13 protein-coding genes are annotated in these 14,759 nt (G+C 36.2%); 10 read left to right on the top strand and 3 right to left on the bottom strand.

Annotation, left to right across the window (positions count from 1 at the left end):
* Positions 1-143: 143 nt before the first annotated feature.
* The 9 genes from CACET_RS19520 to vanT all read left to right on the top strand — a co-directional run bounded on the left by CACET_RS19520 (position 144) and on the right by vanT (position 10,759).
* On the top strand, positions 144-593 hold the full coding sequence (locus CACET_RS19520; RefSeq protein WP_052661408.1) for a MarR family winged helix-turn-helix transcriptional regulator: 450 nt from the start codon (positions 144-146) through the stop codon (positions 591-593).
* A gap of 6 nt (positions 594-599) precedes the next feature.
* On the top strand, positions 600-1,997 hold the full coding sequence (locus tag CACET_RS12490; RefSeq protein ID WP_144414771.1) for an MATE family efflux transporter: 1,398 nt from the start codon (positions 600-602) through the stop codon (positions 1,995-1,997).
* Between the two features lie 156 nt (positions 1,998-2,153).
* The gene (locus CACET_RS12485; RefSeq protein WP_044824737.1) at positions 2,154-2,603 is read left to right on the top strand and encodes a CBS domain-containing protein; all 450 of its coding nucleotides are present in this window, start codon (positions 2,154-2,156) and stop codon (positions 2,601-2,603) included.
* 414 nt (positions 2,604-3,017) lie between these two features.
* On the top strand, positions 3,018-4,760 hold the full coding sequence (locus CACET_RS12480; RefSeq protein ID WP_044824738.1) for a glycosyl hydrolase family 18 protein: 1,743 nt from the start codon (positions 3,018-3,020) through the stop codon (positions 4,758-4,760).
* A gap of 20 nt (positions 4,761-4,780) precedes the next feature.
* Positions 4,781-5,494: a VanR-ABDEGLN family response regulator transcription factor gene (gene vanR, locus CACET_RS12475; RefSeq protein ID WP_044824739.1), complete on the top strand. Its 714-nt coding sequence runs from the start codon at positions 4,781-4,783 to the stop codon at positions 5,492-5,494.
* Positions 5,481-6,587, top strand: coding sequence for a vancomycin resistance histidine kinase VanS (gene vanS / locus CACET_RS12470; RefSeq protein WP_044824740.1), 1,107 nt, complete (start codon positions 5,481-5,483; stop codon positions 6,585-6,587). Before vanR ends, vanS begins: the two co-directional genes overlap by 14 nt.
* Before the next feature lie 171 nt (positions 6,588-6,758).
* The gene (gene vanG, locus CACET_RS12465) at positions 6,759-7,823 is read left to right on the top strand and encodes a D-alanine--D-serine ligase VanG (RefSeq protein WP_044824741.1); all 1,065 of its coding nucleotides are present in this window, start codon (positions 6,759-6,761) and stop codon (positions 7,821-7,823) included.
* A complete protein-coding gene (locus CACET_RS12460) occupies positions 7,801-8,583 on the top strand; it encodes a M15 family metallopeptidase (RefSeq protein WP_044824742.1) in 783 nt (260 codons plus the stop codon). The genes vanG and CACET_RS12460 overlap by 23 nt, the downstream gene beginning before the upstream one ends.
* Positions 8,531-10,759, top strand: a complete 2,229-nt coding sequence (vanT, locus tag CACET_RS12455) for a serine racemase VanT catalytic subunit (protein ID WP_082058189.1) — start codon at positions 8,531-8,533, stop codon at positions 10,757-10,759. The genes CACET_RS12460 and vanT overlap by 53 nt, the downstream gene beginning before the upstream one ends.
* Positions 10,760-10,893: 134 nt before the next feature.
* Here the strand turns inward: vanT and CACET_RS12450 are convergent, their stop codons facing one another.
* From CACET_RS12450 to CACET_RS12440, 3 genes are read right to left on the bottom strand one after another with little or no spacing between them, the layout of a single operon-like run.
* Positions 10,894-11,685 carry an ABC transporter ATP-binding protein gene (locus CACET_RS12450; protein ID WP_044824743.1) on the bottom strand — a complete coding sequence of 264 codons (792 nt, stop codon included), beginning with the start codon at positions 11,683-11,685 and terminating at the stop codon, positions 10,894-10,896.
* Positions 11,686-11,704: 19 nt separating this feature from the next.
* A complete protein-coding gene (locus CACET_RS12445; protein ID WP_044824744.1) occupies positions 11,705-12,610 on the bottom strand; it encodes an ABC transporter permease in 906 nt (301 codons plus the stop codon).
* A gap of 35 nt (positions 12,611-12,645) precedes the next feature.
* A complete protein-coding gene (locus CACET_RS12440) occupies positions 12,646-13,647 on the bottom strand; it encodes an ABC transporter substrate-binding protein (RefSeq protein WP_044824745.1) in 1,002 nt (333 codons plus the stop codon).
* A 562-nt stretch (positions 13,648-14,209) separates the two neighbouring features.
* Between CACET_RS12440 and CACET_RS12435 the strand changes: the two genes are divergently transcribed.
* Positions 14,210-14,737 carry a DUF2179 domain-containing protein gene (locus CACET_RS12435; RefSeq protein WP_044824746.1) on the top strand — a complete coding sequence of 176 codons (528 nt, stop codon included), beginning with the start codon at positions 14,210-14,212 and terminating at the stop codon, positions 14,735-14,737.
* Positions 14,738-14,759: the final 22 nt, after the last annotated feature.

Genomic DNA, 14,759 nt, shown 5'->3' with positions numbered 1-14,759 from the left:
GTTTTTGCTTTATAGCAATATGAAAAAATCATTTTCAGCTACACCACAGAGGGTAAAAGAAATTCATTCTTGACAATTATAACCAAAAATGTTAGTATTCAAATTGTTAGAATTCAAACTAAAACATATTAGGAGAGAAGAGTATGTCTACTGCTGAAGAAAAAATTGCTGAATTAGCAGGTCTACTACCGATGTTTATCGGAACTTTATTAGAAGGAAGTGAAGTAAATACATTAGTAAAATTAAATATTAGCGAAGAAAGAACCCTCATGTCTCTTCTTAGAGAAGAAGGTAGTCCCATGACAGAATATAGTAAAAAAGTAGGGCTTACAAAGGGATCCTTTACTACAGTAGCAGATCGTTTAGAGGGAAAAGGACTGATTAAAAGAACATCCGTATGTGATGACAGGAGAAAAAACGCTTTATTCCTTACTGAAGAAGGAAAAAAAGTGGCAAAAGAAATAGATGCTTACTTTAAACAACATATTTCAAAAAAAGTAGCACAGTTAGAAAAGGAAGATATTCATCACCTTAAAAATGCTTTGGAAACCATGGAAGCTATTATGAAAAAATTAAAAGAAAGAAAGGAATGATTTCATTTGAAGGAAGCAAAAACAATGACTGCGAAGGAAGATAGAACAATGATTTTAGAGTCTATGCCTGTAAAGAAAGCCATATGGGCCTTAGCACTTCCCACCATGGTGGCTATGTTGATTCAAGTGATTTATAACATGACAGATACTTTTTTTATCGGGAAATTAAATGATCCCAATATGGTAGCTGCCATCTCTATATCCATGCCTATTTTCATGATTATACAGGCATTTGGTAATATATTTGCCATAGGAGGAGCCTCCTTAATATCTAGGTTACTAGGAAAAGGAGAAAAAGAAAATGCTAGTCAAGCAGGAGCAATTTCCTTTTGGTCTGCTTTGGCAGTTTGTACTATGGTATCTATCATAGGCCTTTTGTTTATTGAGCCTATATTAATGTTTTGTGGGGCCAGTGAAAATACCATAGGTTATGGCAAAAGCTATTTGATGATCATGATGCTGGGAAGCCCCTTTATTGGTATGCAGATGGCAATGGGAGGATTATTGCGATCAGAAGGTGCTACAAAGGAATCCATGATTGGTATGATGGCAGGTTCTATGTTAAATATCCTGCTAGATCCAATTTTTATTTTAGTATTAAATATGGGGGTTGCGGGAGCAGCTGTAGCAACCACCATCGGTAATATTGTTGGATTCACATACTATATTATTTTTTACTTAAAGAAAAAAGGTATTATATCTATTTCCTATAAACATTTTACCTTTGATAGGCATATATTTGCAGAAATATTTAAGATTGGTATTCCCGCTTCTATTGGAATGATTCTAATGAGCATCGGTATGGCAGTAGCAAACATTTTTGCAGCTGGTTTTAGTGATGATGTTGTAGCGGCCAATGGGGTGGTTATGCGGATTGCTAGTACAGCAGTAATGCTATGTATAGGGCTAGCTCAGGGATGTCAACCTCTCATGGGTTATAGTTATGGTGCTAAGAAATATGACCGTCTGCTGGAGACGATAAAAAGGGCTATTATCGTCGGGACGATTATGTGTACTGGTTTTGCTGGGATATTTGTAGCATTTTCTGAGACTTGGATTAAAATATTTATCAATGATGCTGTAGTGATAGAACTGGGGGTAAAAATCTTAAGAGTCCTAGTAGTGTCTATGCCTTTACTGGGGGTGCAAATGGTACTTATGATTATGTTTCAATCCCTTGGCAGAACAGTAGAATCCTTAATCATATCTCTTGGGAGACAGGGGTTATTTTACATTCCTGCATTAGTTATTTTTAGTTCACTATGGGGGTTTAATGGTTTTATTTTTGCTTTGCCGGCAGCAGACTTTGCTACTACATTTCTTTCTTTAACACTGTTTTTTATGATGAGAAAAAAGATGCAGATACCTTCTAAAGAAATGATGAGGGAGGCAAAATCCGCATAAGAGAGAAAGGAATCCACAGAAGGTTATATAGATATAGGAGACTTTCAAATCCAGTAATTTGTGTATTAAGTCAAATGATTATTTCTAAAAGAAAGTGGTATATATAGTATAGGAAATTTTCAAATAGAAAACAGATGCTAAGTTAGGGGGGATCATATGGCATTAGTGGCAAAGCATATAATGATAAAGGATATTATTTGTATAAGTGAGGATAGTAGTACTTATGAGGCAATAGAAATATTAGTGTCTAGTGAAGCAAATTGTATACATGTTCTTAATAGCGAAGGCCTTTTGGTAGGAATCGTAACGGAGACAGATCTGGTGTATGTAGATAAAAAATTAAATGCATCAGTACACTATGCCTACACAGAATTAGACGTTCAAATTGATACAAGAGCTCTAAATACAGATTTAGATAGGTTTAAAAGTATTAAAATAAAGGATGTTATGACAACGAAACTAGTGACAGTAAAAGAAGATACACCTCTAGAAAAAATAATAGATATTATTATTAATAAAGGAATTAAAACCATTCCTGTGGTAAGAGATTCGAAGGTGATTGGTATGATCAGCAGAAAAAATATTCTTAAATATTATTTAAGATAAGTTTTTTCAGTGAATTTTCTTTATTGAAGAATAAGGATAGCATTTATCAGAAACAACGGGTTCCCTAGCTGAAAAAGATAAGGGACTCGTTGTTTTCTTAGCTTAAAGATTCAACCTCGTTAAAAGGCTTTGTTGATTTGTTCTTGACAATCAAAACCTGTCCATGTAAGGTATAAGTAAATACTTACATATTATGGAGATATATGGAGACCATTAGCGTTAACTTAACCTATAATTTGTCATCCTGAGGGGAGCAAAGCGGAGTCGAAGGATCTTATAATCTAAAAAGTTGTTGGGTACTTCAAGATCCTTCGCTATGCTCAGGATGATAAATTAAGCGGAATTTTGGAAGTAATTAGCTTAAGTTAACGCCCATGATATGGAGATAAAACGAATAAGAGAAGGGGGATCACTATGTATCAAGTTAAAAAAATAACTGTTTTAATTTTAATATCAGCCATGCTATTATCTAGTTTAGCCTTTGCAAATGAAGGTACAACAGAAATTTTTAGGGACGTTCCTGAAAATCATTGGGCAAGTAAGGCGATACATGATCTAAGATTAATGAAGATTACCAATGGAATTGGTGAGAATCAGTTTGGTATGGGACTTACAATTAGCAGAGGGGAGTTTATTACTTTTTTAGCCAAGCTAATGGAATGGGATTTAATTAAGCCTGAAGAAGGCAGTTTTATTGATAATAGGGACACAACCAAGTGGTATTATGGACCTATAGAAACAGCATTACAGCGAGGTGTGGTTTTAAAGGATACTGACAAGTTTAGGGCAGAGGAAGCTATTACCCGTGAGGAAATGGCAGTTATGATTGTACGAGCCCTAGGTTATGACAGTCTTGCTAAGCAGTTAACCTATCTTGGAAGCCCCTTTGATGATGTTTCAGAAAATGTAGGATACATAACTATTGCAAGAGATTTTCAAATCATCAATGGCGTAGGGAACAACTTATTTAAGCCCTACGACACAGCAAGAAGAGAAGAAGCAGCAGTAATGATGATGAAAATGTATGAAAGATTGAAGCAACCAATCAATGAATTACATGCTTTTTACGCTGTACGTTCTGCCAATCAGATAGACATGTTTCAGGCCCTTAATTCTGTAGGGTTTGGATGGAGTCGTTTGGAGTATGATCCTGAGAATAATCAAGTTCTGCTCAATACCACAAGAGACAATAATAACGAGTTTGGGATTCCTGCTGGATTTTCACAACCTTTAACTTTAGCTAAGGAGAATAATGTTTCTACACAGCTAATGGTCTTTGCAGAAAATCACACTATATTTAATACCGACACTAAGACAAATATTCCTTTGATTGAGTATATAGTAACAAAGCCAGAAGTCCGCAAACCAGTAATTGATGCTATTGTTGGACAAGTTAATGCTACAACAGTAGATGATCTTACGGTTTCTTTTGATGGGGTTGTTATTGATTTCGAAAGCATGAGGGGTGAAATAGTAAAGGAATCTTTTAATATTTTCCTGACAGAATTAAAACAAGAGCTAAATAAAAGCAATAAATTACTGTATGTGGCAGTGCATCCTGCAAGACCAGCAGGTCAAGCCTATTATGACGGATATGATTTTAAAACCATTGGAGATATCGCAGATAAAGTAATCCTAATGGCACATGATTATTATGCAAAGCAATTGACGGATGCTGAAATGCAGAGGGGGTATACCCTTACGCCATTATCTCCTATCGGTGAAATATACTATGCTTTGAAGTCCATCACGGATAAAGATACAGGAGTACAGGATGTAAGTAAAATATGGCTACAGTTTTCACTGGATACAGTGCAGTGGAAGCTTAAAGAAGGGCAAGTGATCAATAAATACCCTTACCATCCAAGCTATGAAGCTGTACAGCAAAGACTTGCTATGGATGGGGTAGCAATAAACTATTCCCAGCAAAATCAAAATCCCTACGCCACTTTTTTTGACAGTAGAGATGAAACTGATAATGTTTTATGGTATGAGGATGCTCGAAGTATACAAGCAAAAATAGATTTAGGGAAAATGTTTGGTGTGCAAGGTATTTCTCTGTGGAGATTAGGGAATATACCTAATTATGAAGAATATGGATCAAAAAAGGTTTATCTGGATATTTGGCAACAAATTTTAAAGAATACTGAGAAGTAAGAAAAAATAGAGGTAAAGTTATGGAGATAAATATATTAGTTGTAGATGATGAAAAAGAAATTGCTGATTTGGTGGAATTATATCTTAAAAATGAGGGATACAATGTTTGTAAATTTTACACAGGAAAAAAAGCCATAGAGTGTATCGACACTATGAAATTGGACTTAGCTATCCTAGATGTGATGCTCCCCGATATAGATGGATTTTCTATTTGTCAAAAAATCAGGGAAAAGCATCATTATCCTGTCATTATGTTGACTGCCAAAGTAGAAAATATTGATAAAATTACAGGGCTTACCATTGGAGCAGATGACTATATAACAAAGCCCTTTAATCCACTAGAAATGGTGGCAAGGGTGAAGGCTCAGTTAAGAAGGTATACACGTTATAATACTTTGGATGTTAATGAAACAAAAACTGTTGAAAATATGAATGAATTTGATTTTTCAGGGTTGATCATTAACAAAGATACCCATAAGTGCAGTCTTTATGGAGAGCCTCTATCTTTAACCCCTATTGAATTTTCAATTTTATGGTACTTATGTGAAAACAGAGGTAAAGTAGTTTCTTCTGAGGAGCTTTTTGAAGCAGTATGGGGGGACAAATACTTAGACAATAACAATACTGTTATGGCTCATATTGGGAGAATAAGGGAGAAAATGAAGGAGCCTCCAAGAAAACCAAAGTTCATTAAAACCGTATGGGGGGTAGGTTACCAAATTGAAAAAGACTGAAACAACAGGAGTTAAAACTAAGCTAACCCTTCAGCTACTAGGACAATTTTTCCTTACAGTAGTTTTGTTTACCGTTGGGCTGGCATTGTTATTTTTTATAGGCATTTATGTGGGACATCGAGTGATTGTGTGGTATTCCCCTTGGGGTTTTTGGTACCGTTTCTTCCAAATTGTGGATCGTCTTAGCTTTTACTTATTTTTATTGGTTTGGGGCATAGGGTTTTTATTGATTACCTTATATTTTTGGAACAAAACCATAGGATATGTACATAAAATGACAAAAGCCATCGATGACTTATTTGAAAATGATACGGATTTGATTCAATTACCTAACGGATTAAAGGATGTTGAAGAGAGGTTAAATCAAATTAAGTATAATATAGTGAGAAATCAGCAATTGGCAAAAGAGGCGGAACAAAGAAAAAATGATCTGGTTGTTTACTTAGCCCATGATTTAAAAACCCCTCTTACCTCCATCATCGGTTATTTGACCTTATTGCGGGATGAAGGACAAATCTCTCAGGCATTAAGAGAAAAGTACTTGTCCATTTCTTTAGAAAAATCCCAGAGGTTGGAGGCTCTTATCAACGAGTTTTTTGAAATCACTAGATTTAATTTGAAGGACTTAACTTTAGAGTCTACTAAATTTAATTTAACCAGGATGTTAGAACAAATTGCCTATGAATTTGAGCCTTTGTTGAAGCCAAAAGCTTTAAACTGTTCCCTGCGGGTAGAAAAGGATATTTTTCTTCGAGGTGATGTAAAAAAACTAGAAAGAGTCTTCGATAACTTGATTCGAAATGCCATCAGCTATAGCTATCCAAACACCGAAATTCAAATAACAGCAGTTCAAAGAGATCAAGAAATTATCTTAAGTTTCTGCAATCAGGGAGATACTATTCCTGCACATAAGCTAAATCACATATTTGAACAATTCTATCGGTTAGACGCTGCTAGAACCACTGAAAATGGCGGATCAGGTTTAGGGCTGGCCATAGCCAAGGAGATTATTGAACTCCATGGAGGAAAAATTACAGCCTCCAGTGAGAATGAAAGGATCCTCTTTGAGATTTCCCTCCCTAATCCTTCGTAAGAAAATCGTAAGAAATTCATTAGAAAATCTAAAGACTTTTATAAGTAAAAACAGATAAAGAGCATCATTTATTTCGATAAAATAGGATTATCGAGATAGATGGTGTTTTTTTATTTCAAACAAGCTATAAAGTAGCTAGAAAATACTTATTAAATAAGGGGAGGAAATACAATGAAGAAAAAAGTAGCAATTTTATTTGGAGGATGTTCTACAGAATATTCAGTATCTCTACAATCGGCTTATGCATTGATTAGTCACTTAAATAAAGAGAAATACGAAGGGGTTTTGATTGGAATTACCAGAGAAGGGACATGGCTTCGTTATAGAGGGAGCTTAGATAAAATCAAAAATGATACATGGTTTACTGATGAAAGTTGCGTTTCAGCTATGATTTCTCCAAGTAGAGAAGTACAAGGCATTATAGAGTTCTACGGTGATAAGGTAAAACAGGAGCATGTGGATGTAGTGTTTCCTATAATACATGGAAAAAATGGTGAAGACGGTACTCTGCAAGGATTACTAGAGTTAGCAGGTATCCCTTTTGTAGGATGCAACACCCTTTCTTCTGCTCTTTGTATGGACAAAGACCTTGCCCATTTAGTGGCACAGGGGGCTGGGGTGAAGGTAGCTCCCTTTGTTATCGTTAGAAAATATGACGACTTTCAGCAGAAGCTAAAGGAAACAGAGACGCTGAAATATCCTCTTTTTGTAAAACCTTCAAAGGCAGGATCTTCTTTTGGTATTACAAAAATTGACAACAAAAATCAGTTAATAGATGCCCTTCAGCTGGCCTTTATTCATGATGATAAGGTAGTTATTGAGGAGGCGGTGGAAGGTTTTGAAGTGGGATGTGCTGTCTTAGGAAATGAAGAGTTAATTATGGGGGCATTAGATGAAATTGAACTTCAAAAAGGGTTTTTTGATCATAAAGAAAAATACACTTTAGAAACCTCAAAAATTCATATACCTGCAAGAATTACTTCTGAAAAAGCAAAGGAAATGAAGGAGACGGCAGCAATCCTATATCGTGCTCTAGAATGTAGGGGACTTGCCAGGGTGGACATGTTCTTAACCCCTAAGGGGGAAATCTTTTTTAATGAAATCAACACAATTCCTGGATTTACCTCCCATAGTAGGTATCCCAGCATGCTTTCTCACACAGGACTTGCCTTCGAAGAAACAATAGATCAATTGATAGGATTGGTGACAGAAGATGAAAAAAATAGAACTTACTAGAAAAAATATATATAAAGGACATCTTATCCTTGTAAATCAACAATATCCTATTTATCAGAAGGAGATCATCAAGAATCATCGATTTGTCCCTGTAGATGAAGTCTGCGAAGATATTTTTTTAGAAGTACGCTCTGCTGTCATGTTATCTCAATTAATTAAGGCCTGCAAAGCTGAAGACAGTATTGTTCCCATCAGCGGCTATCGTTCTTTACAGGAGCAGCAAGAAATCTTTCAAAATTCCATGAGGGAAAATGGTGAAGCATTTACCCTCAAGTATGTAGCATTACCTAATTGCAGTGAGCATCAGACAGGATTTGCTATAGATGTAGCAGAAAAAAAACAGGATATTGACTTCATTTGTCCTGATTTTCCTTACCACGGAATCTGCCAGAAATTTAGAGAGAGGGCAGCAGACTTTGGTTTTATTGAGCGATATCAAAAAGGAAAAGAAAGGATTACAGGTATTGGACAAGAACCATGGCATTTTCGATATGTGGGTTATCCTCATTCTAAAATCATAGAGAACTTGAAGCTTACTTTGGAGGAATATATAGACCTTCTTAGAAATCATATTTATAACAAAAATCCATTATTATTTCAGGAAAAAGGACGAGAAATTCAGGTATCTTATGTAAATCTTATAGAGGGAAATTCTGTTGCGATTCAAGAGCCTAATGGTATGTGGCAGATATCCGGTAATAACGTAGATGGTGGAATTATTACTGTATGGGGTGAAAATTATGAAAGACAAAGCGTATAAAGGAATTGATTATTTTCGTTTTATTGCAGCTATTTTAGTAATTGCTATTCATACCTTTCCTTTATTATCTGTAAACACAGGGGCGGATTTGATTTTAACAAGGATAATAGGGCGGGTTGCTGTTCCTTTTTTCTTTATGACAACAGGATTCTTTGTTTTTTCCTCTTATGATGAAGGAAGTTTTTCCTATAAAAACTTCTCGCTAAAAATAGCCAAGCTTTACAGTGTGTCAATTTTATTATATCTACCTTTGAATCTTTATGCAGGACACTTTAGCGGAAAATATGTAGGGGCTTCTATTTTGAGGAATATTTTTTTTAACGGAACTTTTTATCATCTGTGGTATTTTCCTGCTATTATCATAGGGGCGGGGGTGTTTCTTCTTTTATTAAAGCACTGTAAAATACACACTGCAATAATTGTAGCACTGTTACTTTACTTGATAGGTGTGTTTGGTGACAGTTACTATGGCATAGCTAATGAAATTCCTCTTTTAAGAAGTTTCTATGACATTTTGTTTTTTTTCTTTGACTATACAAGGAATGGTTTGTTTTTTTCTCCTATTTATTTGTTTTTAGGAGCATTATTCTCCAAAACTCCTCAGAGACATTCCTTTAAAACCAGTATGGTGGGGCTTTTGCTGTCTTTATCAGTTTTAATCGTAGAAGGCTTATTGTTACACCACTTTTCAGCCCCTAGACATGATAGTATGTATATAGCTTTGCTGCCCTCTATGTATTTTCTTTTTCAAATGCTTCTTCTGTGGAAAGGTAGAAGCCAGAAGTCACTGCGTAGGATTGCTATGTTAATTTATGTGATCCACCCATGGTGTATTGTTTTGATTAGAGGCTTCGCTAGGTTAACAAAAACAGAGGCTTTTTTCGTAGAGAACAGTATATTACACTTTATAGGGGTTGCATTTTTGTCGGTTTTTATTTCTATAATCGTCAACTTTATATGGAATAAAGAGAAAAAAAGTTCGGATCAAAAGGGAAGAGCTTGGTTAGAAATTGATTTATCAAATTTAAAGCATAATTTTTTACAGTTAAAAGAGTTGCTGCCTAAAGGATGTCAAGTCATGGCGGTGGTTAAAGCCGATGCTTATGGGCATGGAGATCTTCAAATTGCTTACGAATTACAGAAGATGGGGGCCAATGCCTTTGCAGTGGCATCATTGGAGGAAGGAATTCGTCTTAGAAAAAGTGGTATAAAGGGATGTATTTTGATTTTAGGTTATACTTATCCAGAAGAAGTTGGCAGGGTGGTAAAGTATGATCTAACTCAAACGGTTGTAGACTATCATTATGCTACTGTTTTGAATCAGTATGGAAAAAAAGTACGGGTTCATATTAAGATTGATACTGGTATGAATCGTTTAGGTGAAAACTTTCGTCATATAGATGAAATCACAAAAATATTTCAACTGCGGAACCTGGCTATTGAAGGAGCATATACGCATTTATGTGTAGCTGATAGCCAAATGAAGAAGGATGCAGTTTTTACTAGACAGCAGGTTGAAAACTTTTATAAGGTAGTAGACCACTTAAAGGGATTAGGCTATTCTTCACTTAAACTTCATATCCAAAGCAGCTATGGGGTATTAAACTATCCAGAGATCTCCTGTGATTATGCACGACTGGGTATTGCCCTGTATGGTCTGTTGAGTAATGAGAGGGATGAAACAAAAGCAAAGGTTAAACTTCGACCAGTACTTTCTATTAAAGCTAGAATCTCTATCATAAAAACCCTTGAAGCTTCTGAAACTATAGGCTATGGAAGACAATTTGTAGTCAATGCTCCAATGAAAATTGCCACCGTCACCCTTGGTTATGCAGATGGTATTCCTAGAAATCTTACTTGTGGTCATGTTCTCCTAAGGGGTATAAAGGTACCAATCATAGGTAGAATCTGTATGGATCAGTTGACCATTGATGTTACCAACATTCCAAATGTAGAACAAGGTGATATAATTACAATAATAGGGGAAGAAGGCAAAGAAAAAATCACCGCAGAAGAAGTAGCTGGACAAGCTGTAACCATTACCAATGAACTGGTCAGTAGACTAGGCAGTCGGCTTGAAAAAATTTATGTAGAAAAAACTTCCTCTAACAAGCTAGAACATCGGAGAATTGAGGAAAAAAAGCCATCTATTCTACACTTGGAGAGCTACACTTAGAGACGAGGGGCTAATGCCTTTTAAAAAAACAAGGATAAAAAGAATAAAAACACCCCCTATTGGAGCATATCATAAGTGCAATAAGGGAGTGTTTTTATGATGGTAAGAAAATTATATTTAAAATCTTTTCTTACTTAAGCCAGCAACATTCGATCATTCACCAGCTGTTTTTTTCTTTCTTTAGAATAGTAGACTAACAGTTCCTCCACCGTCATTTTTCTTCGTTCTTCCCCTTTAATATCTAGAATAATCTCACCAGCATCCATCATAATGGTACGATTACCAAGGGAAAGGGCCGCTTGTATATCGTGGGTAATCATCATGGTGGTTATTTTTGATTCAGCAACAATATCTGTAGTGATTTTAAGAATCTTTTGAGCTGTCAGCGGGTCAAGGGCGGCGGTATGTTCATCTAAAAGCAAAAGTTTAGGTGAAGAAATGGTACACATCAGAAGGGTAACCGCTTGTCTTTGACCTCCTGATAAATGACCTACCTTTGTTTTCATACGGTCCTCTAAACCTAAATCTAGGCTGGCTAACAATTCTCTGAAATAAGAAGAATCTTTTTTATTTAGAGCAAAGAAGCTTTTTTTAGCCTTTCTTGTGTAGGCAAGGGCTAGGTTTTCTTCGATAGTCATAGAAGGGGCAGTGCCCTTCATTGGGTCCTGCATAAGTCTTCCGATATCATATGCCCGTTTATAGTCGGCAAGTCCTGTGATGTTTTTATTGTCAAGAGTGATGGAGCCATGATCTATATAATAAGCCCCAGCAATGGTATTAAATAATGTAGATTTTCCAGCGCCATTGGAACCAATGATGGTAACAAAATCACCTGAATCCAAATGAAGATCTAATGCGTTCAAAGCTTTCTTTTCGTTTGCTGTTCCAGGATAAAAAGTTTTGCTAACATTCCTTAAGTTTAACATAATTGTTCCAAACCATTTCTTAACTTAAACGGTTTGTAGCCTCCCTTCTCTTTTTACTTTGTTCTATACTAGCCTTTATAGAAGGTACGGAAAGAGCAACCGCTACAATAACTGCAGAAACTAACTTTAAAGCATAGGAAGGGAAAAGATCGATTTTTAGAGCGAAGGCAATGATGATTCTGTAGATAATAGACCCTACTGCTGAAGAAATCAGACCAAAGGTCACAGAGCGTCTGCCAAACAAGGTTTCTCCAATAATTACTGAAGCTAGACCAATGACCACCATACCGCTTCCAGAGCCTACATCAGAAAACATTTGATACTGACAGATCAAAGCGCCAGATAAAGCAACACAGGCATTACCCATAGCCAATCCAACACACTTTGAAGTATTTGCATTGATAGAGGAGGAGCGAACCATTTCCTCATTGTCTCCAGTGGCTCGGATGGTCAGCCCAAATCTTGTTTTAAAGACAATAGACAGAATCCCTATGATGACGATACATGCCAACAAAGCCAAAAACGTTCTTCCCAAACCATTTTGAGAAACGATGATAGACTCTGCCTTCATAAACAAGGTCTCACTACCAACAACAGATAGGTTTGCTCTTCCTCCCATAATCCCTAAGTTTACTGTATATAATCCTGTCATAACCAAAATACCAGATAAAATAGGGTGTATACTTAACTTGGTTTGCAAAAGCCCGGTGCTAAACCCAGCCAATGCACCAGCAATCATGGCAACCAGTAGGGCAAGGAAGGGATAGCCGGCTACAGTAATCACCGCAGCACAGGCCATACCAAGGGAAAAGCTACCATCAACAGTTAAGTCCGGTACATTTAAAATACGAAAGGTTATATAAATTCCCAATGCCATTATGGCATATAATAGTCCGAGTTGTATGGAGCCAATTAATAGTGTCATATTTTTCTTCCTCTCTAAGAATCAAGAATTAAGTATTATTCACCGATAATAACAAATTCCTTCATTAATTCATCGGGGATGGTGATATCTAAGTTCTCGGCTGTATTGATATTAATCATTTTAGCATATTCAGCAATCTGCTCAACATGGTTTTCTTCAATGGTTTCACCCTGAAGAATACGTGAAATCATGAGAACCGTCTGCTTTCCCAGTAAAGTATAATCGATACCTACTGTTGCTAAAGCTCCATCAGCAACCATAGAGTCAGCTCCCACATAAGTAGGAAGATTTGCATCCATTGCAACCTGAAGATAAGTCGGCATTGCAGAAGCAACCGTGTTATCATTTGGTGTGAAGAAGGCATCCACTGACCCCACTAAGGAGGCTGCAGCCTGTTGTAGATCAGCAGTACCTGTGATGGTAGCTTCTTTATACGCTATACCATGTTCATCACAATAAGCCTTTGCTCTATTGATGCCGGTTGCAGAGTTTATTTCGCTGCTATTATAGATAAAACCAAACACTTTTACATCTGGGGTGAGCTCACTTGCTAGCTGAAAGATATCTTCAATAGCAATTGCGTTTGAAACACCAGTAATATTTTCTGTTGTTGCTTCAAAGGAAGTAACAAGACCAGCTTCTATGGGACTGCTAACTGCAGAAAATACAATAGGAACAGTGGTGGCAGAGGCCTTAGCAGCTTGAGCAGTACTGGTACCAATTGGAACAAGCATGTCAACACCGCTACCTAACATATTTTGTATAATAGAAGGCAATAAACTTATATCTCCATTGGCATTTTTAAAATCAATTTCAATTTTAATTCCATCATTTGAGGAAAGTGCCTCTAATTCTGAAATAATGGTCTCTCGGATTTGATTTAAGGAAGGATGATCCATAGGTTGGATAACACCGATTTTGAAGGTCTTTGTTGCAGCAGCATCTTCTGTTCCAGAAGAATCTGTGCTGTTTGAACAAGCAGTTAATACACCTAACATCATAATCATAGCAAGTAAAAATGATAAAATCTTTTTCATAACTTTTTCTCTCCTTTTTTAATAGAATTATAAAAAATATAGTGCCAGTGAGAGATGTGTTGTGTTGAAAAAGTTCTTGCAAAACAAAAAATCTGCCCTTAACTTAAGGACAGATACTATCTGCAATGCCACCTTAATTGAATTATTATACAATAAGTACAATAATCTTATCTCATGAAAATGCCAACACATTCTCTGTTGTTAACGCCAACCTACGTCTTAGCTACTAGACTTTGTAAAGATATACCTTACAATGAGTCTTTCACCTTGCCCTCAGTGGTCCATTTGCCGCACAGCGTCTCCGCAGGTTTCCACCATCCCCTGCTCTCTGTAGGTGCTTATTACGACGTTATCTCCACATCATTGGTTTAATAGAGTAATTATAATTCATAATGTTGAAAAATGTCAAGTGATTTTATTTTATATTTTCACAATTTTTAGTTTTGTAGAAGGATATAGATGCCTGCATCTATAGGAAAAGTTTTCTACATGTATGTGATTAGCATTTTTATCATAGGTGTGTTATCATGGAACATAGAAATTAGAATAAAGGAGTGGCGATATGCGAGAAATTATTTTAATTCTATTACTACAGTTGGTTTATGTGCCAATCTTTACCCTTAGAACGATATTTCTTGTAAAAAATATGACCTTAATAGCATCTTTTCTTGGCTTTATGGAATCATTAGTGTATGTCTTTGGCTTGTCCCTCGTCTTTAGTGGCCAACAGGGTCCAGCGGCGTTGGTTGTGTATGCTCTTGGATTTGGTGTTGGAATACTGATTGGAGGGGCCATCGAGAATAAACTTGCAATCGGGTACAATAGTCTTGTGGTAAACCTGATGGAAAAAAACATGGAACTGATTAATCACTTAAGAGCTGAAGGTTTTGGCGTGACTGTATATGAAGGGGAAGGTCGGGATAGCAAGCGATATCGTCTAGATATTCTTACAAAGAGGAGTAGAGAAGAGGAACTACTACAGCGAATAGAAGAGTACGAACCGAGAGCATTTATTATTTCCTATGAAGCAAGAAGATTTAAAGGTGGATTTTTGGTAAATGCTATGAAAAAGATTAAGAGCACGGAGTAAAGTAAAAAAAAGCATCTGCCAA

It is taken from the genome of Clostridium aceticum (genome assembly GCF_001042715.1).
In the GTDB taxonomy this organism is placed as follows: Bacteria; Bacillota; Clostridia; order Peptostreptococcales; family Natronincolaceae; genus Andreesenella; species Andreesenella acetica.
Note: the sequence above shows the minus strand (reverse complement) of the source record. Positions and strands in the feature narration are given on the sequence as shown.